This is a genomic window from Streptomyces venezuelae (assembly GCF_008642275.1).
Lineage (GTDB): Bacteria > Actinomycetota > Actinomycetes > Streptomycetales > Streptomycetaceae > Streptomyces > Streptomyces venezuelae_E.
The window spans coordinates 2,495,549-2,519,621 of sequence record NZ_CP029189.1 but is presented as its reverse complement, the minus strand read 5'-3'; the positions used below and the strand labels follow the sequence as shown (position 1 = coordinate 2,519,621).

The 24,073-nt window shown below is 71.8% G+C and carries 19 protein-coding genes, 2 tRNA genes and 1 pseudogene; 19 read left to right on the top strand and 3 right to left on the bottom strand.

Annotation, left to right across the window (positions count from 1 at the left end; translation table 11 throughout):
• The first annotated feature begins 5 nt into the window (after positions 1-5).
• Positions 6-1,217, top strand: a complete 1,212-nt coding sequence (locus DEJ51_RS10820) for a hypothetical protein (RefSeq protein WP_190620310.1) — start codon at positions 6-8, stop codon at positions 1,215-1,217.
• Here the strand turns inward: DEJ51_RS10820 and DEJ51_RS10815 are convergent.
• Positions 1,201-2,271, bottom strand: coding sequence for a M48 family metallopeptidase (locus tag DEJ51_RS10815; protein WP_150257405.1), 1,071 nt, complete (start codon positions 2,269-2,271; stop codon positions 1,201-1,203). The genes DEJ51_RS10820 and DEJ51_RS10815 overlap by 17 nt on opposite strands.
• A 139-nt stretch (positions 2,272-2,410) precedes the next feature.
• On the opposite strand from DEJ51_RS10815, the gene DEJ51_RS34470 reads away from it, so the two are divergent.
• From DEJ51_RS34470 to DEJ51_RS10750, 14 genes and pseudogenes are all read left to right on the top strand, one after another.
• Positions 2,411-2,578, top strand: coding sequence for a hypothetical protein (locus DEJ51_RS34470; RefSeq protein ID WP_033224011.1), 168 nt, complete (start codon positions 2,411-2,413; stop codon positions 2,576-2,578).
• A 64-nt stretch (positions 2,579-2,642) separates the two neighbouring features.
• Entirely contained in the window at positions 2,643-3,260 is a 618-nt protein-coding gene (gene nadD, locus DEJ51_RS10810) for a nicotinate-nucleotide adenylyltransferase (protein ID WP_150257404.1), read from the top strand.
• A 24-nt stretch (positions 3,261-3,284) separates the two neighbouring features.
• Complete coding sequence (locus tag DEJ51_RS10805) at positions 3,285-5,015, top strand: LCP family protein (RefSeq protein WP_150257403.1); 1,731 nt, start codon at positions 3,285-3,287, stop codon at positions 5,013-5,015.
• A 119-nt stretch (positions 5,016-5,134) separates the two neighbouring features.
• Positions 5,135-5,581 carry a ribosome silencing factor gene (gene rsfS / locus DEJ51_RS10800; RefSeq protein WP_030008628.1) on the top strand — a complete coding sequence of 149 codons (447 nt, stop codon included), beginning with the start codon at positions 5,135-5,137 and terminating at the stop codon, positions 5,579-5,581.
• Complete coding sequence (locus tag DEJ51_RS10795; protein WP_150257402.1) at positions 5,578-6,234, top strand: histidine phosphatase family protein; 657 nt, start codon at positions 5,578-5,580, stop codon at positions 6,232-6,234. The genes rsfS and DEJ51_RS10795 overlap by 4 nt, the downstream gene beginning before the upstream one ends.
• A 123-nt stretch (positions 6,235-6,357) precedes the next feature.
• A tRNA-Ala gene (locus DEJ51_RS10790) sits at positions 6,358-6,430 on the top strand.
• Between the two features lie 144 nt (positions 6,431-6,574).
• Complete coding sequence (locus DEJ51_RS10785) at positions 6,575-6,808, top strand: hypothetical protein (RefSeq protein WP_008738908.1); 234 nt, start codon at positions 6,575-6,577, stop codon at positions 6,806-6,808.
• A gap of 131 nt (positions 6,809-6,939) precedes the next feature.
• Positions 6,940-7,012: transfer RNA gene (locus DEJ51_RS10780), tRNA-Ala, on the top strand.
• Positions 7,013-7,336: 324 nt separating this feature from the next.
• The gene (gene leuS / locus DEJ51_RS10775) at positions 7,337-10,207 is read left to right on the top strand and encodes a leucine--tRNA ligase (RefSeq protein WP_150257401.1); all 2,871 of its coding nucleotides are present in this window, start codon (positions 7,337-7,339) and stop codon (positions 10,205-10,207) included.
• A 120-nt stretch (positions 10,208-10,327) separates the two neighbouring features.
• Positions 10,328-11,071, top strand: a complete 744-nt coding sequence (locus DEJ51_RS10770) for a hypothetical protein (protein WP_150257400.1) — start codon at positions 10,328-10,330, stop codon at positions 11,069-11,071.
• A gap of 88 nt (positions 11,072-11,159) precedes the next feature.
• Positions 11,160-12,005 (top strand): DegV family protein, encoded by an 846-nt coding sequence (locus DEJ51_RS10765; protein WP_150257399.1) that lies wholly within the window; start codon positions 11,160-11,162, stop codon positions 12,003-12,005.
• Positions 12,006-12,400: 395 nt separating this feature from the next.
• Positions 12,401-13,066, top strand: coding sequence for a ComEA family DNA-binding protein (locus DEJ51_RS10760; protein ID WP_317852392.1), 666 nt, complete (start codon positions 12,401-12,403; stop codon positions 13,064-13,066).
• A gap of 146 nt (positions 13,067-13,212) precedes the next feature.
• A pseudogene (locus DEJ51_RS10755) lies at positions 13,213-15,183 on the top strand (ComEC/Rec2 family competence protein); the annotation flags it as partial.
• 388 nt (positions 15,184-15,571) lie between these two features.
• Positions 15,572-16,462 carry a YceI family protein gene (locus tag DEJ51_RS10750; RefSeq protein WP_150257397.1) on the top strand — a complete coding sequence of 297 codons (891 nt, stop codon included), beginning with the start codon at positions 15,572-15,574 and terminating at the stop codon, positions 16,460-16,462.
• Positions 16,463-16,484: 22 nt separating this feature from the next.
• Here the strand turns inward: DEJ51_RS10750 and DEJ51_RS10745 are convergent, their stop codons facing one another.
• A complete protein-coding gene (locus DEJ51_RS10745; protein ID WP_150257396.1) occupies positions 16,485-16,727 on the bottom strand; it encodes a hypothetical protein in 243 nt (80 codons plus the stop codon).
• 61 nt (positions 16,728-16,788) lie between these two features.
• Between DEJ51_RS10745 and holA the strand changes: the two genes are divergently transcribed.
• Positions 16,789-17,784 (top strand): DNA polymerase III subunit delta, encoded by a 996-nt coding sequence (gene holA / locus DEJ51_RS10740; RefSeq protein WP_223836158.1) that lies wholly within the window; start codon positions 16,789-16,791, stop codon positions 17,782-17,784.
• Between the two features lie 315 nt (positions 17,785-18,099).
• Here holA and rpsT read toward each other — a convergent pair whose 3' ends face one another.
• A complete protein-coding gene (gene rpsT, locus DEJ51_RS10735) occupies positions 18,100-18,366 on the bottom strand; it encodes a 30S ribosomal protein S20 (protein ID WP_030010251.1) in 267 nt (88 codons plus the stop codon).
• Positions 18,367-18,621: 255 nt separating this feature from the next.
• On the opposite strand from rpsT, the gene lepA reads away from it, so the two are divergent.
• From lepA to hemW, 3 genes are all read left to right on the top strand, one after another.
• Positions 18,622-20,487, top strand: coding sequence for a translation elongation factor 4 (gene lepA, locus DEJ51_RS10730; RefSeq protein ID WP_150257395.1), 1,866 nt, complete (start codon positions 18,622-18,624; stop codon positions 20,485-20,487).
• A gap of 235 nt (positions 20,488-20,722) precedes the next feature.
• Positions 20,723-22,615, top strand: coding sequence for an AMP-dependent synthetase/ligase (locus DEJ51_RS10725; protein WP_150257394.1), 1,893 nt, complete (start codon positions 20,723-20,725; stop codon positions 22,613-22,615).
• Positions 22,616-22,790: 175 nt separating this feature from the next.
• The gene (hemW, locus tag DEJ51_RS10720) at positions 22,791-24,023 is read left to right on the top strand and encodes a radical SAM family heme chaperone HemW (RefSeq protein ID WP_190620308.1); all 1,233 of its coding nucleotides are present in this window, start codon (positions 22,791-22,793) and stop codon (positions 24,021-24,023) included.
• Positions 24,024-24,073: the final 50 nt, after the last annotated feature.

The following is a 24,073-nucleotide window of genomic DNA, read 5'->3' as shown; positions in this document are numbered from 1 at the left end:
AAGCGATGGCCGTGCCAGGAGATCCACCCAACAGCACCCCCGAGGGCATGGGCGGGGGCGACGACGACTTCCGGGCCGACGACTTCCGGTCGGACGAGTACCGGTCGGACGAGTACCGGTCCGTGGTGTTCGACGAGGACTTCGTCAGGGCCGCCCGGCTCCAGGAGTACTCCGCGCAGGAACGCATGGGCGAACACGCCCGCGCGGTGCGCAGCCGGTCCATCTGGTCCGGCGGCGGCTCCGCCTCCCGGACCGGCACTCCCGGCCGGGGCGCCCGGCAGGGCATGCTGCTCGTGCTGCTCATCGCCACGGCCTTCGCCGGGGCCGTCTACATGGGACTGCGCAACCCGTACGTACCCCCGTCCGGGGGACCTGCCCAGGCGCTCAGCAGCACCGTGGTCCCGCTCGCGCCGACCACCGTCGTTCCCGGCGGGCGTCCGAGCGAGCTGTACGCGGCAGGCCCCGCCGCCGACTACCGGGTCGGAGCGGCAGGCATCACCCTGCCCGCCGTGCGCCGCACGCACCACTTCACCGACGCCCAGGTCGTCGCCGCGCTGTCCATCGCCAAGGACTACCTGGTGCAGTCCTCCCTGGACCCCGACATCCTCGCCGGAGCGGCCTCCCGCCCGGTGCGCGTCCTGCTCGATCCCGACCAGCTGGCGCAGTTCGACCGCAGCATGTCCTCGCCCTCCGGGGACGGCCGCCACGCGGCCACCGGCTGGCTGGTCCGCTTCGACCCGGCCACCGCCATCGTGGCCGACTCCCGGGTCCGGGTGAGCGGCACGCTCGCCTTCGAGGAGGTGGCCGCCGACGTGCTGGAGGTCACCACCGACCACACCTTCGTCTACGCCGTACGGCCCGCCACCGGATCCCCGGCCGCGGCCGACGGCGCCTCGCTCTTCACCGTCCGGCGCGAGCTGAGGCTGCGCTTCGACCGGGAGGACCTGACGGCCCGCCGGCTGGAGCTGGCCTCGGCCTATGTGATGGCCGGACCGCAGGACTGCTCAGCCGACCCGGCCGGGGCCTTCCGCCCGCTCCTGGCCGGAGCCGGCCCGACCACGGTGGGCCCGGCCGCGAGCGACCCGTACGCCAGCGGGCAGCCACGGCGCACGGCCGGGCTGTGCGGGGTCCTGGCCCCGCCCGCGACCCCGGCCGTCAGCTCGCCCGCGACACTGCCCCCGCCTCCGCAGGCCGCTCCCGTCAGCCCTGCTCCGTAGCTCCGCCCTTGTCCTGCGGCGCGGGGCCCGCCCCGGCGCCCGTGAACTTGTCGCGGAGCTTGCCGCCCAGGTCGCCCGCACCGCCCGCGATGTCGCCCACCAGCTTCATCAGCGGGTCCTTGCTGGTGCGCACCGAGTCGGCGTAGTGCGCGGCGGACTGCCGGAAGGAGTCGGTCACCGAGGTGTCCTTGTCCTCGTCCCGGCGCGGGTAGTGGCCGTCCATGATCCGCTGGTGGTCGCGGCTCTCCGCCCACTTCTTCAGCTCGGCCGCGCGCACCGTGGTGAAGGGGTGCGTCCGGGGCAGCAGGTTGAGGATCTTCAGCACGGAGTCCCGCAGATCGCCGCTCGACTCGTACTCCTCGGCCTGGGCCAGGAAGGCGTCCACGTTCATCTCGTGCAGGTGGTTGCCACCGGCGATCTTCATCAGCCCCCGCATCGAGGCCTGCACGTCCTGTCCCACCAGCAGCCCGGCCCGGTCCGCCGAGAGCTCCGACTTGCGGAACCACTCCCGCAGCGCCGTCACGATCGTCATGATCGCCACATTGCCCAGCGGGATCCACGCGATCTTCAGCGCCAGGTTGGTCAGGAACAGCAGGATCGTGCGGTAGACGGCGTGCCCAGACAGCGCGTGGCCCACCTCGTGGCCCACCACCGCACGCATCTCCTCCTCGTCGAGCAGCTCGACGAGGCCCGTGGTCACCACGATGATCGGCTCGTCCAGCCCGATGCACATGGCGTTGGGATTCGGGTCCTGCTGCACGTACATCTGCGGGACCTTCTCCAGGTCCAGGATGTAGCAGGCGTCGCGCAGCATCGCGTACAGGTGCGGGAACTGCGTCTCACCCACCCGCACCGACTCCGACAGGAACAGCAGCCGCAGGCTGCGCTCCGGAAGCAGCCCGCTCAGGGCCTTGAACACCGTGTCGAAGCCGCTCAGCTTGCGCAGTGCCACCAGCGCCGAGCGGTCCGCCGGATGCTCGTACGCCCGTGACGAGATGCCGGGAAACCGCCTGCGATCCCTTGCCGGTGCCTTCTCGAACCCTGTTTCCGTCATAGCGCCCTCCCCTGATGGACCTGCTCGACCCTGCGTCTATCCTCTCCAACGCCTGAGTCGGCGTGAGCGTGCCCCAGGCCCCCGCATACGATGTGAGCGAAGTCTCCGCTCGCTCCCCGACTCGATAGGTATCTGCCTGATGAGCCTCTCCACCACCGCCCACAACCTGGTCGTCCTCGCCTCGGAGGGGGCCGAGCAGCACGGCGGCAACCACGACAGCCTGAACCCGTACCTGACCGGCGGCGGTGCCTTCGTCATCCTGATGCTGATGCTGTGGGTCACCACGCGCCTGAACCGCGACCGCTGAACCCGCCGAGCCCGCCGAACCCGGCGGGAACGCCGCGTCCGCCGGGCCAGTAGGCTCTGCGCTCATGGGAGAGCAGGAAGTGCCTACCGGTCCGGTCAAGCGCCGGCTCGGCGTGATGGGCGGGACGTTCGACCCGATCCATCACGGACACCTGGTGGCCGCCAGCGAGGTGGCCGCCCTTTTCCACCTCGACGAGGTGATGTTCGTGCCGACCGGCGAGCCCTGGCAGAAGTCGCAGCGGGCCGTGTCGCCGGCCGAGGACCGCTACCTGATGACGGTCATCGCCACGGCCTCGAACCCGCAGTTCTCGGTGAGCCGCATCGACATCGACCGCGGCGGGCCGACCTACACCATCGACACCCTGCGGGACCTGAAGGCGCAGAACGACGACGCCGATCTCTTCTTCATCACCGGTGCCGACGCGCTCGCGCAGATCCTGACCTGGCGCAACGCCGAAGAGCTCTTCTCGCTCTCCCACTTCATCGGAGTCACCCGGCCGGGCCACGTGCTCACCGACGACGGGCTCCCGGAGGGCGGTGTCTCCCTGGTGGAGGTGCCGGCGCTCGCCATCTCGTCCACCGACTGCCGTGCGAGGGTGGCCCAGGGGGACCCCGTCTGGTATTTGGTGCCGGACGGCGTCGTGCGCTACATCGACAAGCGTGAGCTGTACCGGGGAGCCTGAGCTTCCGGAGAGAGGGGCCCCGCGGTGAACGACCGACAGGATCCGTACGACCCGTATGCCGCGCAGGAGCAGCAGCTCGTCGGCTACGACGCGTACGGGCGGCCGGTGTACGGCCAGGCGCCCGCCCAGCCCGCCCAGCCCGCCCAGCCCGCCCCGCAGCAGTACGGGCAGCAGTACGAGCAGCAGCAGTACGGCTACGACTACCAGGGCTACGGGAACGGCCAGCAGCAGCAGTACTACCCGCAGCAGCCGGCCGGCCAGGAGTACGGGCAGCAGGAGTACACCCAGGCGCCCGCCTACGGGTACGACACGCAGCAGGCCCAGCAGTGGATCCCGCAGCAGACCGCCCCCGAGCCCCCGGCCGCCCCCGAGCCCCCGGCCGCCGCCGAGCGCCCGCCCGCCCAGGTCCCCGAGCCGCGCCGGCCGGACGCCGAGGAGGACGACGCGCGGGGCGGCGACCGGCACCACGACGGCGCGCCCCGGGCGGACCGGGACTACCGCACCGAGATGTTCGCCTTCATCGACCAGCCGGACGAGGACTCCGAGGACGTCATCGACTGGCTCAAGTTCACCGAGAGCCGCACCGAACGCCGCGAGGAGGCCCGCCGTCGCGGCCGCAACCGGGTGGTGGCCCTGATCGTCGTCCTCGCCCTGTTCGTCGTCGGCGGACTCGGCTACCTCTGGTACGCGGGCAAGCTGCCCTTCCTCGACGGCCCCGGCGAGAAGAAGACCGGAGCCACCGCCGACGCCGCCGCGCAGAAGCGGGACATCATCGTCGTCCACCTGCACAACACCAAGAAGGGCGGCACCTCGTCGGCGCTGCTCGTCGACAACGTCACCACCAAGAAGGGCGCCACCGTCCTGCTGCCGAACAACCTGGCCGTCACCGGCCAGGACGGGACCCCGACGGGGCTCGGCAAGTCGGTCGAGGAAGGCGGTCTCGGCACCCGCGAGGCCCTCGACTCCGTCCTGGGCACCCGCATCGGCGGCACCTGGCGTCTGGACACCCCCTTCCTGGAGAGCCTGGTCGAGCAGATCGGCGGCATCGAGGTCGACACCGACACCGCGGTCCCGGCCGACGACGCGGCCAAGACCCCGGCCGTGGCCCAGGGCCAGAAGCAGAGCCTGAGCGGCGCGATGGCCGTGGCGTACGCCACGTTCCGCGGGCAGGGCGAACCGGAGGCCAAGCAGCTCGAACGCGTGGGCCACGTGCTCCGGGCGGTGCTGCGCAAGATTCCGGGCGACCCGAAGGCGGCCGCCGTGACCGTCGAGAGCATCGGCCAGATCCTCGATCCCGCCCTGAACGCGCAGACCCTCGGCGCCCTGCTGTCCCGGCTCGGCGCGCACGCCAAGGTGGGCGCGTACCGCACGGACGTCCTCGCGGTGAAGGCGGACGGCACGCTCACGGACGACGCGAACAAGACGGTCGTCAAGGAGGTGCTGGGCGGCTCCGGCGCCGCGGCGCAGCCCGGTGCGGCTCCCCGGGTCGGCCTCAAGGACGCCACCGGAGACGAGAAGGCGCAGGTCGCGGCGAAGGCGGCGCTGATGAACGGCGGCTACACCTTCGTCGACGGCGGCAAGGCCGACAAGACGGCGGCCACCTCGCAGATCACCTACCAGGACGACGCGCAGCGGGACCGCGCGATCGAGGTCGCCAAGACGCTGGGGCTGCCCGAGACGGTCGTGAAGAAGGCCGAGAACGCGGTGAACGCGGAGATCGTGGTGACCCTGGGCAAGGACTACAAGGCGTCCTGACCAGGCTCCGGGGCGGCCCCGAGGAAGGCTTTCGCCCGCGCGCGACGCTGCGCGCGGGCGGTGTCGGCGGTACATGAGACCCTTGTAAGGATCTGCCCGCCAACCCGAAAGCATGGCCAGTGACCGCCACGGACCGCTCCATCGAGCTCATCACCGCCGCCGCCCAGGCCGCGGCCGACCGGCTCGCGCACGACATCATCGCGTACGACGTCAGCGACGTGCTGTCGATCACCGACGCCTTCCTGCTCGCCTCGGCGCCCAACGACCGCCAGGTCAAGTCGATCGTCGACGAGATCGAGGAGCGCCTGCTCAAGGAGCTCGGCGCCAAGCCGGTGCGCCGTGAGGGCGACCGCGACGCCCGCTGGATCCTGCTCGACTACGTCGACATCGTCGTCCACGTCCAGCACAGCGAGGAGCGTGTCTTCTACGCGCTGGAGCGCCTGTGGAAGGACTGCCCCGAGATCGAGCTCCCCGAAGACGCCAAGCTCACCATCGGCAAGGCCGAGGAGCACGCCAAGCTGCGCGAGGCGGCGGGCGACGACGAACTGGACGGTGATCTGTTCTGAGCGCGACCACCTCGGGCAAGTCCGGCAGGAAGATCGTTCTCTGGCGGCACGGCCAGACCTCGTGGAACCTGGAGCGCCGCTTCCAGGGCTCCACGGACATCGAGCTGACCGAGACGGGTGTGGCGCAGGCGCGCCGCTCCGCCCGGCTGCTCGCCTCGCTGAAGCCGGACGCCATCGTGGCCTCCGACCTGCGGCGCGCCTCCGCCACGGCTGCCGAGCTGGCGGCCCTCACGGGGCTTTCGGTGTCGCACGACGCGGCCCTGCGCGAGACGTACGCCGGCGAATGGCAGGGCCTCACGCACGACGAGATCCTCGGGAAGTACGGCGAGCAGTACGCGGCGTGGAAGCGCGGCGAACCGGTTCGCCGCGGTGGCGGTGAGCTGGAGACCGAGGTCGCCGACCGCGCGGCGCCGGTGGTGCTGGAGCACGCCGACCGGCTGCCGCAGTCCGGCACCCTCGTCGTGGTCAGCCACGGCGGCACCATCCGGACGACGATCGGGCGTCTGCTGGGCCTGGACTCGTACAACTGGGAGGGCCTCGGCGGGCTCTCCAACTGCTGCTGGTCCGTCCTCGGCGAGGGCGCGCGCGGCTGGCGTCTGCTGGAGCACAACGCCGGCACGCTGCCGGAACCGGTGCTCGGCGACGACGACTGAGCGGTCTTCCGCCGCTCCCCGGCGGGGCTGCCACCCGGATTTCACTTTCCGGCTGGTCACAGGCTAGAGTTCTTCTTGTTCGCAGCGCAGAACACCGGAGACGGGGGGAGCGCGGCGGAGAGCGGGGCTATAGCTCAGTTGGTAGAGCGCCTGCATGGCATGCAGGAGGTCAGGAGTTCAATTCTCCTTAGCTCCACAATCAGGATCCCGTCCCCAACAGGGGGCGGGATCCTTGCTTTTGTACCCTTTGCGTTTGCTGACCTGGCCCGCACCGGCATGGCAGAATCGTGACCGCCGGAGGGGGAGACGACGGCCCGACGCGGGAGGGAGTCGCTGACGGATGGGTGCACACCGGCGCCGGTGCGACTGGTGCAACAACGGCACGCCGATCGTGCGGGACATGGACCCGGTCAACCCCGACTACCAGTACTGGTGCGAGGAATGCGCTCGGGCGCTGATCATAAAAGGCGACCCGATCGAGACGTACCGTGAGCTGGAAGGGGAGCCGATCTACGGGCGGCTGCTCGACGAGCACTGCACGCTCAAGCGGTTCTATCAGTTCGCGAGGGCGTGATAGATCGACCCAAATCGGACATGGTCTCTGGTTGGCGGAAACCGATTTTTGGACCAGGGCCATGACCGTGTAATGTTTGGGATGTCGCCAGGGGGAACCGGCAAGGGAAACCGAAGCGGCAAGCACAACAAGGGGCTATAGCTCAGTTGGTAGAGCGCCTGCATGGCATGCAGGAGGTCAGGAGTTCAATTCTCCTTAGCTCCACACTGAAGAAGCGGGCCACCCGGATCGGGTGGCCCGCTTCTCGTTGTCCCCCGCCGCCCCGTGCGTCCTCAGCCCCGTGCGTCCTCAGCCGCGTGCCGTCCGCGTCGTGTGCTGTGCCGACCGGTGGAACGGCCGAGCGTCGGAAGGGGCCGCTGCGGTACCCTGACGCCATGCGTGCCGTACGCCTTCTGCTTACCGAGCCGCGCTGATCAGTACCGACCCCCTGAGACGGTCGGACCCGGCGCGGCGCCCCCTCCTGTGCGAGGGGTTTTTTCGTTTGGGCAGGCAGAGACGGCAGAGACGATCGATGGAGCTTCAGAAATCATGAGCGAGACGAACACCCCGGCCCCCGAGGCGGCCGAGGCGCACCGCTACACGGCTGCCATGGCCGCCGACATCGAGGCACGCTGGCAGGACGCCTGGGACGCGCAGGGCACCTACGAGGCCCCGAACCCGACCGGAGACCTGGCCGGGGACCCCGCGGTGGTCGCACGGCCCAAGAAGTTCATCATGGACATGTTCCCGTACCCCTCCGGTGCGGGACTGCACGTCGGACACCCGCTCGGGTACATCGCCACCGACGTCTTCGCCCGGCACCAGCGGATGACCGGCCACAACGTCCTGCACACCCTGGGCTTCGACGCCTTCGGCCTGCCGGCCGAGCAGTACGCCGTGCAGACCGGCACGCACCCGCGCGTCTCGACCGAGGCCAACATCGAGAACATGAAGGTCCAGCTGCGCCGACTGGGCCTGGGCCACGACAAGCGCCGGTCGTTCGCCACGATCGACCCCGACTACTACAAGTGGACCCAGTGGATCTTCCTGCAGATCTACAACTCCTGGTACGACGCCGACGCGAAGAAGGCCCGCCCGATCACCGAGCTGGTCGCCGCCTTCGAGGACGGCTCCCGTGAGGTCCCCGGCGGCCGTGCCTGGTCCGAGCTGACCGCGGCCGAGCGGGCCGACCTGCTGAACGAGTACCGGCTGGCGTACTCCTCGGACGCGCCGGTGAACTGGTGCCCCGGGCTGGGCACCGTACTGGCCAACGAGGAGGTCACCGCGGACGGCCGGTCCGAGCGCGGCAACTTCCCGGTCTTCAAGTCCCGGCTGAGCCAGTGGAACATGCGGATCACCGCCTACGCCGACCGGCTGATCGACGACCTGGACGCGCTGGACTGGCCCGAGGCCATCAAGCTGCAGCAGCGGAACTGGATCGGCCGCAGCGAGGGCGCACGCGTCGACTTCGCGCTGGGCGACGAGGCCATCACCGTCTTCACCACCCGTCCGGACACCCTGTTCGGCGCCACCTACATGGTGCTGGCGCCCGAGCACCCGCTCGTCGAGAAGTTCATCCCGGCCGCCTGGCCCGAGGGCACCCACGACGTGTGGACCGGCGGGCACGCCACGCCCGCCGAGGCAGTCAGCGCCTACCGCAAGCAGGCCGCCTCCAAGTCGGACGTCGAGCGGCAGGCCGAGGCCAAGGACAAGACCGGCGTCTTCACCGGCGAGTACGCGATCAACCCGGTCAGCGGGGACAAGGTCCCGGTCTTCATCGCCGACTACGTGCTGATGGGCTACGGCACCGGCGCGATCATGGCCGTCCCGGCGCACGACAGCCGCGACTTCGAGTTCGCGCGCGCCTTCGAGCTGCCGATGCGCTGCGTCGTGGAGCCGTCGGACGGGCGCGGCACCGACCCGGCCGAGTGGGACGACGCCTTCGTCTCCTACGACGCGAAGCTGGTCAACTCGACGGGTGAGGGCATCGCCCTGGACGGCCTGGACGTCGTCGCCGCCAAGGCCGCGATCACCGACTGGCTGGCCGAGCGCGGCATCGGCGAGGGCACGGTCAACTTCCGGCTGCGCGACTGGCTGTTCAGCCGTCAGCGCTACTGGGGCGAGCCCTTCCCGATCGTCTACGACGAGGACGGCGTCGCGCACCCGCTGCCCGAGTCGATGCTGCCGCTGGAGCTGCCGGAGGTCGAGGACTACTCGCCGCGCACCTTCGAGCCGGACGACGCCGCGTCCAAGCCCGAGACCCCGCTGTCGCGCAACGGCGAGTGGGTCAACGTGGAGCTGGACCTGGGCGACGGCCGGGGCGTGCGCTCCTTCCGCCGCGAGACCAACACCATGCCCAACTGGGCCGGTTCCTGCTGGTACGAGCTGCGCTACCTGGACCCGAACAACTCATCGGCCCTGGTGGACCCGGAGATCGAGCAGTACTGGATGGGCCCGCGCGAGGGCGCCCCGCACGGCGGCGTCGACCTGTACGTGGGCGGCGCCGAACACGCGGTGCTGCACCTGCTGTACGCCCGCTTCTGGTCGAAGGTGCTGTTCGACCTGGGTCACGTCTCCTCGGCGGAGCCGTTCCACAAGCTCTTCAACCAGGGCATGATCCAGGCGTACGCGTACACCGACGCGCGCGGCGTCTACGTGCCCGCGGCCGAGGTCGAGGAGCGCGACGGCGGGTACTTCTACCAGGGCCAGCCGGTCAAGCGTGAGCACGGCAAGATGGGCAAGTCCCTGAAGAACGCCGTCACGCCGGACGAGATCTGCGAGGAGTACGGCGCGGACACGCTGCGCCTGTACGAGATGGCGATGGGCCCGCTGGACGTCTCCCGTCCGTGGGACACCCGGGCCGTGGTGGGCCAGTACCGGCTGCTGCAGCGCCTGTGGCGCAACATCGTGGACGAGGAGACGGGCGCCGTCACCGTCGTGGACGGCGAGCCGGACGAGGCCACCCTGCGTGCGCTGCACAAGGCGATCGACGGGGCCGGATCGGACCTGACCGGGCTGCGCTTCAACACCGCCATCGCGAAGATCACCGAGCTGAACAACGCGCTGACGAAGGCCGGCCGCCCGCTGGAGCGCTCGGTCGCCGAGGCCCTGGTGCTGCTGGTCGCGCCGCTGGCCCCGCACATCGCGGAGGAGCTGTGGCACCGTCTGGGTCACGGCGACTCGGTGGTCCACCAGGACTTCCCGGTCGCGGACCCGGCGTACGTCGTGGACGAGAGCGTGACGTGCGTGGTGCAGGTCAAGGGCAAGGTCAAGGCGCGGCTGGAGGTGCCGCCGACGATCTCGGACGCGGAGCTGGAGCAGCTGGCCGTGACCGATGCCGGTGTCGTCGCGGCGCTGGGCGGTGCGGAGATCCGCAAGGTGATCGTGCGCGCGCCGAAGCTGGTGAACATCGTCATCTAGGGCGTACCCCCGCATGGGGGTGATCCCGTACGGGCAGGTTGGGGGTTCGATTGGAACCCCTGGCCTGCCCGTGGCGTTTACCGTGGAGGAGAATAGCGACGCTTGGGGAAAGGGGCCGTCATGGAGGTCGCGTTGATCATCTTCGCGCTGATGCTGCTGGCTTTCGTCGGCCTCGGCGCGTACCTCACGGTCAAGGCGGTGGGAGCGGCCAAGCGAGGTGTGGAGCGCACGGTCGTGCAGGCGCGGCGCACGGTCGAGGACACCGCGCTGCGGGCCAAGAGCTTCGGCCAGGTCGGAGTGGCGGGGGCGCTGGCACAGGTGCGGCTGGACCTGCGGACCTCGATGCGCGCCACCCAGCAGGCGCTGGCCGACGGGGTCCGGGTGGACGCCTCGCTGCGGGAGTCCCTCGGGCTGTTCGAGCAGCTCAGCGCGCACGGGCACGAGCTCGACGGTGAACTGAAGCGGTTGGAGCAGGAGCCCGACCGGCAGCGCACCGCCGAGGTCCTCCCGGACCTGCGCGAGCGCGCGGCGCAGATCATCAAGGCCGCCGACTCCCTGCGGTGGGCCGCCCGTGACCGGGCCCGGCGCTTCGCGGCCGACGACCTGTCCGTCCTGTCGGAGCAGATCGAGATGGAGTCCGGCGCGCTGCGCGACTGGTCCCGCGAACCGGTGGACGACCTGGCGGCCGCGGCCGCCGAGTGGGACGCCGCCCAGGCCGCGTCGGCCGCGTCGGCAGGCCAGACGGCACCGGCCGCACCGGCGCCGAAGCCGGCCCCCACCGCTCCGCCGGCCGCCTTGAACCCGCCGACCCCGACGATGCAGTACCCGTGGCAGAAGGCCCCGCGCCCGGAGAGCGCCGGCTGACCCGACAGCCGCACACCCGGACCACGCTCCGCACCAGGTCGGGGGCCCAGGCTGCCGTCGGGCCCCCACGGGCGGTAACCTCCGGCTCATGTCCCGCCATGTCGCCATCGTCACCGATTCCACGGCCTACCTGCCCCGTCCGGCCATGGCGCGGCACGGAATCACCGCCGTCCCGCTCACCGTCGTGCTCGGGGGCGAGGCACTTGAGGAAGGCACCGAGATCTCGGCACGCAGCCTGGCGCTGGCCCTGCAGAAGCGCCGGTCGGTCACCACCTCGCGCCCGAGCACGGAGGAGTTCGTCCGGGCCTACCAGGCGGCGGCGGACGCCGGGGCGACCGGCATCGTCAGCCTGCACCTGTCCGCGGAGTTCTCCGGCACCTACGACGCCGCCGTGGTCGCCGCCAGGACCGCACCCGTGCCGGTCCGCGTCCTGGACACCGGCATGGTCGCGATGGCCCTCGGTTTCTGCGCGCTGGCCGCCGCCGAGGTGGCCGAGGCGGGTGGATCCGTGGACGAGGCCGTGGCGGCCGCCGAGAAGCGCGCGGCGGACATGGCCGCGTACTTCTACGTCGACACCCTCGACTACCTCCGCCGTGGCGGCCGGATCGGGGCCGCGCAGGCCCTCCTCGGCTCGGCCCTGGCGGTGAAGCCCCTGCTGACCCTGGACGGCGGGCGCATCGAGATGCTGGAGAAGGTCCGTACGTCGTCCAAGGCCATCGCCCGGCTGGAAGAACTGGCCGTCGAGCGCGCCGGGTCCGCCGAAGTCGACGTGGCCGTGCACCACCTGGCGGCTCCGGAACGGGCGGAGAAGCTGGCCGAGCGGCTCCGCGAACGCATCCCCGGGCTGGTCGAGCTGCACGTCAGCGAGGTCGGCGCGGTGATCGGGGCGCACACCGGCCCGGGGTTGCTGGCGGCGGTCGTCTCACCTCGCTGATCACCGGAACGGGTGGCGGGGTTATCCACAACGGAGCTTTTTTCCACCGGAATTGAGTGATCCGAACCGGGGGCGGGATCGGCCTCTACGGTCGTGGCATGACTCTTCGAACGCGTGCTTCCCGTCCGTCCGGTGCCACCAGTGGCCCGGGCCGCCCCCGTCTCTCCGACAGCCGTCTCCGGCATCGCCGTACAGCGCCCCGTGGCCGCCGGGTCCCTCATCCGGAGCCGGGCGCGGAGCGCCGGCGGGCCGAAGCCCTGCTGGGCGGCAGCAGCCCGCCGCGTGCCCCGCTCCCACCGCCCCAGGAGCCGCTCGAGGCCCCGGACGGGGTGGAGGTCCGGGCACCGTCCGACGGGGCGCCTGGGCTGTCCTCGGGGGCGGCACGGAGGCTGGCCGTGCGGGAGCGGCTGCCGCTGTGGGTGCAGGACCGCTGCGCGGTGCGGCCGCGCGCGGTGGCCGCCGTCGGGGTGGTGCTGGTCGCTGCCGTCGGCTTCGCCGGGCAGCAGTACTGGTCGGCCCGGCCCCGGGCGGTGACCGTACCCGCGGTGGTCGCCCCGGGGGCCGTCCCGGCGGCGGCCACGGCACCGGCGGGGGCCGCGGGAGCGGGGGCCGGCGGGGCCGCGCGGATCGTCGTCGACGTCAGTGGCAAGGTCCGGGACCCCGGGGTGCGGCGGCTGCCCGCCGGTTCACGGGTGGAGGACGCGTTGGCCGCCGCCGGGGGAGTGCGTCCCGGCACCGACACGACCGGGCTGAACCGGGCCCGCGTGCTGGTGGACGGCGAGCAGGTGGTCGTCGGTGCCCCGGCGCAGCCGCCGCCGACCGCCGCGGTGGCCGGCGGCTCCGCTCCTGGTCCCGGCCTTGCCGGTGCCGGTCCGCTGAGTCTGGGCTCGGCCACGGTCGCCCAGCTCGACGGCCTGCCGGGGGTCGGGCCGGTACTGGCGCAGCACATCGTCGACTTCCGTACCGCCCGCGGCGGCTTCCGCTCCGTGGAGGAGCTCCGCCAGGTCGACGGCATCGGTGAGCGGCGCTTCGCCGACCTGCGCACGCTGGTACGGCCGTGAACCGCCCGGAGGGTCCGGGCCCGCCGGACCTCCGCCTCGCGGTGCCCGCCGTGGCCGCCTGGGCGGCGGCCGCCCTCGCGGTGGACGCGCCCCTCCACCGGACCGCCGTCGGGGTGGGTCTGGGGATCGTCTGCGCGGGCCTGCTGATGCTGGCCGCGTGCCGGCGTCCCGGGCCCTTGTGGCGGCTCGCCCCGGCCGCGGCGGCGGCCCTGCTGTGCGCGTCGGCCGGAGCCGGGGTGGCGGGGCTCCAGCGGGCCGAGGCGCGGGCCGGGCCGGTGGCCGGGCTGGCGGGGGAGCACGCCCGCGTCCTGACGGAGCTCACCGTCGGCTCCGACCCGAAGGCCGCCCGGAGCACGAGCGGACCGCCGGTGGTGGTGCTGGACGCGGTGGTGACCCGGGTGACCGGGCCCGACGGGGTGAGCACCCGCGTCGGGACCCCGGTGCGGGTGCTGGCCGGGCATCCGGGCTGGGCCCGGCTGCAGCCCTCCACCCGGGTGGAGGTGGTCGCCCGGCTGGCCCCGGCGCGTGCCGGGGAACGGGCCGTGGCGCTGCTCCGGCCGGCCGGTGACACCCCGCCCGGGGTGACCGGCGGCCCGGACCCGGTCCAGCGGCTCGCCGGGCGGCTGCGCGCCGGGCTGCGCGAGGCCACCGAGGGGCTCGCACCGGATGCCAGGGCCCTGCTGCCGGGGCTGGTCGTCGGGGACACGTCGAGGGTGCCGCCCGATCTGGAGGAGGCCTTCCGGGCCACCGACCTGCTGCACCTGCTGGCCGTCTCCGGGTCCAACCTGACCGTGGTGCTGTTCCTGCTCATCGGGCCCCCGGCCCGCGCGCAGCGGAGCGAACGGAGGGGGCTGGCACCCCGGCTCGGGCTGTCGCTGCGGGTGACCGCCCTGTGCGGGGCGGCGCTGACGCTGGCCTTCGTGGTGGTGTGCCGGCCGGAGCCGAGCGTGCTGCGGGCCGCCGCCTGCGGGGCGGTCACCCTGCTGGCCATCGCCACCGGTCGGCGCAGGTCGTTGATCCCGGCCCTGGCCGCCGCCGTGCTGCTGCTGGTCCTCTACGACCCGTGGCTGGCCCGCAGCCACGGCTTCCTGCTCTCCGTACTGGCCACCGGAGCGCTGCTCACCCTCGCTCCCCGGTGGAGCGACGCCCTGCGGCGCCGTGGGGCCGGGCCGCGGCTCGCCGAGGCGCTGGGGGCGGCAGCGGCCGCGCAGGCGGTGTGCGCGCCCGTGGTGGCCGTGCTCGCGGCCCGGGTCAGCCTGGTCGCGGTGCCGTGCAACCTGCTGGCCGAGCTGGCGGCCGGTCCCGCGACGGTGCTCGGCTTCGCCTCGCTCGCGGTGGCTCCGGTGTGGATGCCCGCCGCGGAGCTGCTCGCCCGGTGCGCCGGGGTGCCGGCGGGGTGGATCGCGGGTGTGGCACGGGCCGGGGCCCGGTTCCCGGGGGCGGAGCTGCCGTGGCCGGGCGGGCTCACCGGCGGCGTTCTGCTGGCCGCCGCCACCCTGGCCGTCGTCGCGGTCGTCGGTGCCCGGTTCCGCGGTCGCGGCCGGCTCTGCTCGGTCCTGGCGGTGCTGCTGCTCCTGGCCGTGCTGCGGCCGCCCCAGCTCACCCGTACGCTCTCCGGCTGGCCGCCGCCCGACTGGAGCTACGTGCAGTGCGCTGTGGGGCAGGGGGACGCCGCCGTGCTCTCCCTCGGTCCGGGAGAGGCCCTGGTGGTGGACGCCGGCCCGGAGCCCGGGCCGGTGGACGACTGTCTGCGCGCCCTGGGCGTGCACCGGGTGCCGCTGCTCCTGCTGACGCATTTTCACGCCGACCATGTGGGAGGCCTGCCGGGGGTACTGCGGGGCCGTTCCGTGGGTGTGATCCAGGCCACCGCGCTCGAAGATCCGCCGGGGCAGGCCGAGTTCGTCCGGCGGACCGCGGCGGCCGCCGGGGTGCCGGTCGTGAAGGTGGTGCAGGGGGAGCGGCGCCGGGCGGGGGCGTTCGAGTGGCGGGTGCTCTGGCCGCCGGCCGGTCCGCGGCCCGAGGGGCCCAACGACGCGAGCGTCGTCCTGCTGGTGCGGGGCGCGGGTATCACCCTGCTTCTGCTCGGTGATCTCGAACCCCCCGCGCAGCAGGCCCTCTTGAGGGCTCATCCGGACCTCGGTCCGGTGGACGTCCTCAAGGTCGCCCATCACGGCTCGGCGCACCAGGACCCGGAGCTCTACGCCCGGATCCGGCCACGGCTCGCGCTCGTTCCCGTGGGTGCGGGAAACCGTTACGGACACCCCGCGCCGAGTGCGCTCGCCCGGCTGCGGGAGTTGGGGGCGACCGTGATGCGCACCGACACCGACGGTTCGATCGCCGTCACCGGGAGCGGAATGCGGCTACGGTCATTTCCGGCCAACCGGCGGCGGAATCGACGCGGTCATACCGGGCGCGACCACTCTGTTTGCCCACAACCCGACAGCATGATCGAATGCGTCTTCGCCAGACCGGTCCAAGTCCACACAGCACGGGGGTGCATCAGTCATGTTCGGTCGCAGACGGGGGATGGAGACGGCCGGGACGGCCGGAAGTTCCGGCCCGTCCACATCAGCGACACTGACGCTGCCGCCCACGGCGCGTCTGCTCAGCTGCCGGGTCCTCGACACGGTCCACCGCCCGCTCCGGCAGGCGGTGTTCGAGGTGACCGATCCGATCGGCCGTCGGATCGTCAGCGGCGAGACCGACCCGTACGGCGGCTTCACCGCGGCCGTGCCGGAGGGGGAGTACCGGCTCTCCGTGTCCGCCGAGGGCTACGCGCCCTTCCACGGGGTGACGATCGTGGGGGACCTGGGGCAGCCCGGTACCGCGGAGATCGTCCTGGACGCGGTGGAGCCACCGCTGCTGCCGCAGCCCGGCCACTGGGAGCTCGACCCGACGCATTCGACCATCGGCTTCACGGCCCGCCACATCGGCCTGGCCCGGATCCGCGGCCGGTTCTCCACGTTCGCCGGGGCGGTGCGGATAGCCGAGCGCATGGAGGACTCCTCCATGCACGTGATCATCGACGCGGCGAGCATCGACACCGGGGTGCGGCTGCGCGACGACCACCTGCGGTCGGCGGACTTCCTGGACGCGGTCCGCCACCCCACCGTCGAGTTCTACAGCGAGCGGTTCATCCACCGCAGCGGCGGCCGCTGGACCGTGGCCGGTGCGCTCACCCTCCACGGTGTGAGCCGGTCCGTGACCCTGGACACCGAGTACCTCGGCCTGGGCACGGGCATGGAGGGCGAGCTCCGGGCGGCCTGCCGGGCCACCACCGAGCTGCACCGCGAGGACTTCACCCTCAACTGGCAGTCGATGCTGGCCCACGGGATCGCGGCCATCGGTTCGAGCGTGGAAGTGACGCTGGACGTCCAGGCCGTGCGCAAGGCCTGAGGCGCTGCGGGCGCGAGCCCCCTTACGGGGCTTCCAGCCAGCCCTCGTACTCGGCGGCGAGGTCGTCCAGCGATCTGCTGTCGAGCCGTTCCTGCGGATCCTCGACGATCACCAGCCACTGGGCGTCCTCGGCGTCGTCCTCACCGGCCAGCGCGTCGCGGACCAACTGCGGCTCCTCCGTGAGGCCGAAGCGGTCGACGGCCTCCTGGGCCACCTCCTCGGCGGCGTCACGGTCGGGCAGGACGAGTACATGTCGCACAATCACGCGACCATTCTCGGGCACGCGGGGCGGGAGGCTGTCAGTGCGGCGTGGGATGCTGGAGCCGATGGCCACCAGGAAGAACTCCACCGACGATCCGCTTGCCCCGCTCACCCTCGCGGTGGGACAGGAGGAGCTGCTGCTCGACCGTGCCGTGCGCGAGGTGGTGGCGGCCGCCCGCGCCGCCGACGCCGACACGGACGTCCGCGACCTCGCCTCCGAGCAGCTGCAGCCCGGCACGCTCGCCGAGCTGACGAGCCCCTCGCTCTTCTCCGAGCGGAAGGTACTGGTCGTGCGCAACGCACAGGACCTGTCCGCCGATTCGGTCAAGGAGGTCAAGGCCTACCTCGCCGCGCCCTACGAGGAGATCATCCTGGTCCTCCTTCACGCGGGCGGGGTCAAGGGCAAGGGCCTGCTGGACGCCGCGCGCAAGGCGGGGGCACGGGAGATCGCCTGCCCGAAGATGACGAAGGCCGCGGACCGGCTGTCCTTCGTGCGGGGCGAGTTCCGCACGCTCGGCCGGTCGGCGACCCCGGAGGCCTGCCAGCACCTGGTGGACGCGATCGGCAGTGACCTGCGGGAGCTGGCGAGCGCCGCCGCGCAGCTGTGCGCAGACGTCGAGGGCACCATCGACGAGGCCGTCGTCGCCCGCTACTACACCGGCCGGGCCGAGGCGTCCAGCTTCACGGTCGCCGACCGGGCCGTGGAGGGGCGTGCGGCGGAGGCCCTGGAGGCCCTGCGCTGGTCCCTGTCCACCGGGGTGGCACCGGTCCTGATCACCAGTGCCCTGGCCCAGGCGGTCCGCGCGATCGGCAAGCTCGCCTCCGCCCCGCGCGGAGCCCGCCCCGGCGACCTGGCCCGGGACCTGGGCATGCCCCCGTGGAAGATCGACCGGGTCCGCCAGCAGATGCGCGGCTGGTCGGCGGACGCGGTCTCGGACGCCCTGCGCGCCGTGGCCGACGCCGACGCCGGGGTCAAGGGCGGCGGCGACGATCCCGAGTACGCCCTGGAGAAGGCCGTCGTCGCGGTGGCCCGTGCGGCCCGCCCCCAGCGCAGGCAGTGACGTCGTACAGGGGGCGGCGACGACCCCTGGCAGACACCCCTCGGCAGCGGTGCACCGCGCGGCCGCCGGCCGTCCTCGCCCGCCGCACCGCGTACCGCCCCAGGACGTCCACGGCGGGGAGACCGTGCGCCGGGGCCCCGCCGGGCAGCACGAAGGCCCCGGCCACCGTCCTGGGGAAGGGCGGAGGCCGGGGCCTTCGGTTACTTCTGGTTGCACCGCACCCGCGTGGCGAACGCTTCGTGTGCGGAGCGGGGTGCCGGTCAGGAGCGGGAGAGAGGGCCCACTGGGTCCCTTCCGGCGATCACATCAGGGAGCTCAGCCCTGCAGGGAGGCAACCTTGGTGGCCAGCGCCGACTTCTTGTTGGCGGCGGCGTTCTTGTGGATGACACCCTTCGAGACAGCCTTGTCGAGCGCACGCGCGGCAGCGCGGGAAGCCACGGTGGCCTTCTCGACGTCACCGGCGAGGACGGCCTCGCGGGCCTTGCGGATCGCGGTCTTGAGCGAGGACTTGACGGCCTTGTTGCGCAGGCGCGCCTTCTCGTTCGTCTTGTTCCGCTTGATCTGGGACTTGATGTTCGCCACGAAAGAGCCTTTTCAGGTTCAGAGTTTGATCTTCGGATTGTGTCCCGACAGCTGAGAGGGCATACGAGACACAGCTGCCCAGGCTACCAGGCACGCTAGGGGCGGCCCAAACCGAGCGCACTGCCCCGTCCATGGGACCATGGGAGTCTGCGTATAGATCCGACATCGCGCCGCCGACAGCGACGGGAGCCGGACTTTCGCTCCGACCGACGCTCCGCAAACGCTTCCGACTGCGACCGAGAATCAGGACACTGCGTGCCCGCGATCCCCAGCCACGTGCCCGAGCCGAGCCGTACCGACTCGGCGCTGATCCGCAACTTCTGCATCATCGCGCACATCGACCACGGCAAGTCGACCCTTGCCGACCGGATGCTCCAGATCACCGGTGTGGTCGACCAGCGGCAGATGCGCGCCCAGTACCTCGACCGCATGGACATCGAGCGTGAGCGCGGCATCACGATCAAGTCCCAGGCGGTCCGGCTGCCCTGGGCGCCCACCACGGGCGAGGGTCAGGGCAGCACCCACATCCTCAACATGATCGACACCCCCGGGCACGTCGACTTCACCTACGAGGTCTCGCGCTCCCTCGCCGCGTGCGAGGGCACCGTCCTCCTGGTGGACGCCGCCCAGGGCATCGAGGCGCAGACCCTCGCCAACCTGTACCTGGCGATGGAGAACGACCTCGCGATCGTCCCCGTCCTGAACAAGATCGACCTGCCGGCCGCCCAGCCGGAGAAGTTCGCCGAGGAGCTCGCGAACCTGATCGGCTGCCAGCCCGAGGACGTGCTGCGCGTCTCGGCGAAGACCGGTCTCGGCGTCGAGGCGCTGCTCGACAAGGTCGTCGCCACGGTCCCGGCCCCGGTCGGCGTCAAGGACGCCCCGGCCCGCGCCATGATCTTCGACTCCGTCTACGACTCGTACCGTGGCGTCGTCACGTACGTCCGTGTGGTCGACGGGCAGCTGAACAAGCGCGAGCGCATCCGGATGATGTCCACCGGCGCCACCCACGAGCTGCTGGAGATCGGTGTCTCCTCCCCGGAGATGACCCCCTCCGACGGCATCGGCGTCGGCGAGGTGGGCTACATCATCACCGGCGTGAAGGACGTCCGTCAGTCCAAGGTCGGTGACACCATCACCAGCCTGAACAACGGCGCGACCGAGGCCCTCGGCGGCTACAAGGACCCGCGCCCGATGGTCTTCTCCGGCCTCTACCCGCTCGACGGCTCGGACTACCCGGACCTGCGCGAGGCCCTGGACAAGCTGCAGCTCAACGACGCCGCGCTGGTCTACGAGCCGGAGACCTCGGCGGCGCTCGGCTTCGGCTTCCGCGTCGGCTTCCTCGGCCTGCTCCACCTGGACGTGGTCCGCGAGCGCCTGGAGCGCGAGTTCGGCCTCGACCTCATCGCCACCGCGCCCAACGTGGTCTACCGGGTGGTCCTGGAGGACGGCAAGGAAGTCACCGTCACCAACCCGAGCGAGTTCCCCGAGGGCAAGATCGCGGACGTGTTCGAGCCGGTGGTCAAGGCCACCGTGCTCGCTCCCACCGAGTTCATCGGCGCGATCATGGAGCTGTGCCAGCAGCGCCGCGGCACCCTCCTCGGCATGGACTACCTCTCCGAGGACCGGGTCGAGATCCGCTACACCCTCCCGCTCGCGGAGATCGTCTTCGACTTCTTCGACCAGCTGAAGTCCAAGACGCGCGGCTACGCCTCCCTGGACTACGAACCCACGGGCGAGCAGTCCGGCAGCCTGGTCAAGGTCGACATCCTGCTGCACGGCGACAAGGTCGACGCCTTCTCCGCCGTCACGCACAAGGACGCCGCCTACGCCTACGGCGTGCGCCTCGTCGCCAAGCTGCGCGAGCTCATCCCGCGGCAGGCGTTCGAGGTGCCCATCCAGGCCGCGATCGGCTCCCGCGTCATCGCCCGCGAGACCATCCGCGCCATCCGCAAGGACGTCCTCGCCAAGTGCTACGGCGGTGACATCTCCCGTAAGCGGAAGCTGCTGGAGAAGCAGAAGGAAGGCAAGAAGCGCATGAAGATGGTCGGCTCGGTCGAGGTCCCGCAGGAGGCCTTCATCGCCGTCCTCTCCAGTGACGACTCCGGCGGCAAGAAGAAGTAGCAGTCCCGCCGTCACCCGGCACGCACGGGCCCCCGCACTCCGGTGCGGGGGCCTGTTTCGTTATGAAGCGGCCGCTCGCGGGCTCTTACGCGTACGCCGGTCGCGCTCTAGTCTGATCACTGCTCGACGGTTACTCGCCAGTTTAAAAAGTCAAAGGCTGCATACCCGCCAGTCCCCAGCGCTCCCCAGCGCCCCACGCCCACGCACTACCGCGTGGATCGGTCCGGAGGATGTCGTGAGCGACACACAGACCTATCTCGAGAACCGCCCGCCCACCGTGGCGGTGCTCTTCCTTGAGCGCGTCGCAGCGACGCCAGACGACGAGGCCTACCGGTACCCGGTGCCGGCGGCCGGCGCACAGGGCGGCGCCGACGACTGGAAATCACTCAGCTGGGGCCAGGCGGCCGAGCGGGTGTTCGCCATCGCCGCCGGGCTGGTCTCCCTCGGTCTGGAAACGGAGGAGCGCGTCGCGCTCGCCTCCAACACCCGGGTCGAATGGATCCTCTCCGACCTCGGCGTGATGTGCGCGGGCGGCGCGGTCACCACGATCTACCCCAGCACCAACGCGGACGAGTCGGCGTTCATCCTCTCGGACTCCGAGAGCCGGGTGCTCATCGCCGAGGACGCACAGCAGCTGGCGAAGGCGCGCGAGCGCCGTGCCGAGCTGCCCAAGCTCGCCCACGTGGTGGTCCTCGACGCCGCCGACGCCGTCGCCGTCGAGGGCGACCCCGAGGGCTGGGTGCTCTCCCTCGACGAGCTGGAGTCGCGGGGCAGGGAGTACCTCGCCAAGCACCCCGAGGCGGTCAAGGAGCGGGTCGCGGCCATCACCTCCGACCAGCTCGCCACCCTCATCTACACCTCCGGCACCACCGGCCGCCCCAAGGGCGTCCGGCTGCCGCACGACAACTGGTCGTACATGGCCAAGGCCATGGTCGCGACCGGGCTGATCGGCAAGGAGGACGTCCAGTACCTGTGGCTGCCGCTGGCCCACGTCTTCGGCAAGGTGCTGACCTCCGGCCAGATCGAGGCCGGGCACGTGACCGCCGTCGACGGCCGGATCGACAAGATCATCGAGAACCTGCCGGTCGTGCAGCCGACGTACATGGCCGCCGTCCCGCGCATCTTCGAGAAGGTCTACAACGGCGTGGCCGCCAAGGCCCGCGCCGCGGGCGGAGCCAAGTACAAGATCTTCCAGTGGTCGGTCGGCGTCGCCCGCGAGTACGCGAAGGTCACGCAGGACAACTTCCGCCGCACCGGCCAGGCGACCGCCCCCTTCGGCCTCACCACCAAGCACAAGATCGCCGACGCGCTCGTCTACTCCAAGCTCCGTGAGGCCTTCGGCGGGAAGCTGCGCGCCGCCGTCTCCGGTGCCTCCGCCCTGGCCCCCGAGATCGGCTTCTTCTTCTCCGGCGCGGGTGTGCACATCCTGGAGGGCTACGGCCTGACCGAGTCCAGCGCGGCCTCCTTCGTCAACCCGGGCGAGGCCTACCGCACCGGCACGGTCGGCAAGCCGCTCCCCGGCACCGAGGTCCGCATCGCCGACGACGGCGAGGTCCTGCTGCGCGGCCCCGGCATCATGCAGGGCTACCACCGGCAGCCGGACAAGACCGCCGAGGTCCTGGAGTCCGACGGCTGGCTGCACACGGGCGACATCGGCGAGCTGTCGGCCGACGGCTACCTGCGCATCACCGACCGCAAGAAGGACCTGATCAAGACCTCGGGCGGCAAGTACGTCGCCCCGGCGGAGATCGAGGGCCAGTTCAAGGCGATCTGCCCGTACGTGTCGACGATCGTCGTGCACGGCGCCGACCGTAACTTCTGCTCGGCGCTCATCGCCCTCGACGAGCCGTCCATCCTGACCTGGGCGGCCGAGAACGGGCTGGAGGGCAAGACGTACCAGCAGGTCCTGGCGGCGCCGGAGACCAACCGCCTGATCGAGACGTACGTACAGACCCTGAACGAGGGCCTGCAGCGCTGGCAGACGGTCAAGAAGTTCCGGATCCTGCCGCGCGACCTCGACGTCGAGCACGGCGACCTCACGCCCAGCCTGAAGCTGAAGCGGCCGGTCGTCGAGCGTGAGTTCAAGCACCTGATCGAGGAGATGTACGAGGGGTCCCGCGAGGCGTAGCGCCTACCGCTTCCCTGGCGGGGCGGGGCGGGGCGAGGCGGGGGAGGGGGCTGCCGGTCCGCTGCCTCCCTGCGGGGTCCGGGGCGCCGCCCCGGACCCCGCACCTCGAACGCCGGTGGGGCTGGGGTGGAGCCGGGCGGGGCTGACCATGGGCGAGGTGCGGGATGATGGGGGTATGCCTTCCGCACTCCCCGACGGTGAACCCATGCCCGAAGACGGCTCCCTGCCGTCCCACGCCCTGGAGGGCGCGGGGGAGCGGCCGCTCGGCTTCTACCTGCACGTCCCCTACTGCGCCACCCGCTGCGGGTACTGCGACTTCAACACCTACACGGCCACCGAGCTGCGGGGCACCGGCGGCGTGCTCGCCTCCCGGGAGAACTACGCCGACACCCTGATCGACGAGGTCAGGCTGGCGCGGAAGGTGCTCGGCGACGACCCGCGGCAGGTCCGGACCGTCTTCGTCGGCGGCGGCACGCCCACGCTGCTGCCCGCCGCCGACCTCGTACGGATGCTCGCGGCGATCCGGGACGAGTTCGGCCTGGCCGAGGACGCCGAGATCACCACGGAGGCCAACCCGGAGTCCGTCGACCCGGCATACCTGGCCGAGCTGCGCGCCGGGGGCTTCAACCGGATCTCCTTCGGCATGCAGAGCGCCAAACAGCACGTCCTGAAGGTGCTCGACCGCACCCACACCCCGGGACGCCCCGAGGCGTGTGTCGCGGAGGCGCGGGCGGCGGGCTTCGAGCACGTCAACCTCGACCTGATCTACGGCACGCCCGGTGAGTCGGACGAGGACTGGCGGGCCTCCCTGGCGGCGGCCATCGGCGCAGGCCCGGACCACGTCAGCGCCTACGCGCTGATCGTCGAGGAGGGCACCCAGCTCGCGCGGCGGATCCGCCGCGGCGAGGTCCCGATGACCGACGACGACGTCCACGCCGACCGGTACCTGATCGCTGACTCGGTCATGGCCGAGGCCGGGTACTCCTGGTACGAGGTGTCGAACTGGGCGACCTCGGAGGCCGGCCGCTGCCTGCACAACGAGCTGTACTGGCGCGGCGCCGACTGGTGGGGCGCAGGTCCCGGCGCGCACTCGCACGTGGGCGGGGTGCGGTGGTGGAACGTGAAGCACCCGGGTGCCTACGCCGCGGCGCTGGCGGAGGGCCGCTCCCCGGGCGCGGGACGCGAGCTCCTCTCCGACGAGGACCGGCGGGTGGAGCGGATCCTGCTGGAGCTGCGCCTCGTGGACGGGGTCCCGCTGTCGCTGCTCGCCCCGGCCGGGCTGGCCGCCTCCCGCAAGGCGCTGGCGGACGGACTGCTGGACGCCGCGCCCTACGAGGCGGGGAGGGCCGTGCTGACCCTGCGGGGGCGGCTGCTGGCCGACGCAGTGGTCCGGGACCTGGTGGACTGAGCCACCCGGTGGAGTGAGTCCGGGCGCGACCAGGACGTGCCTGTCTATCC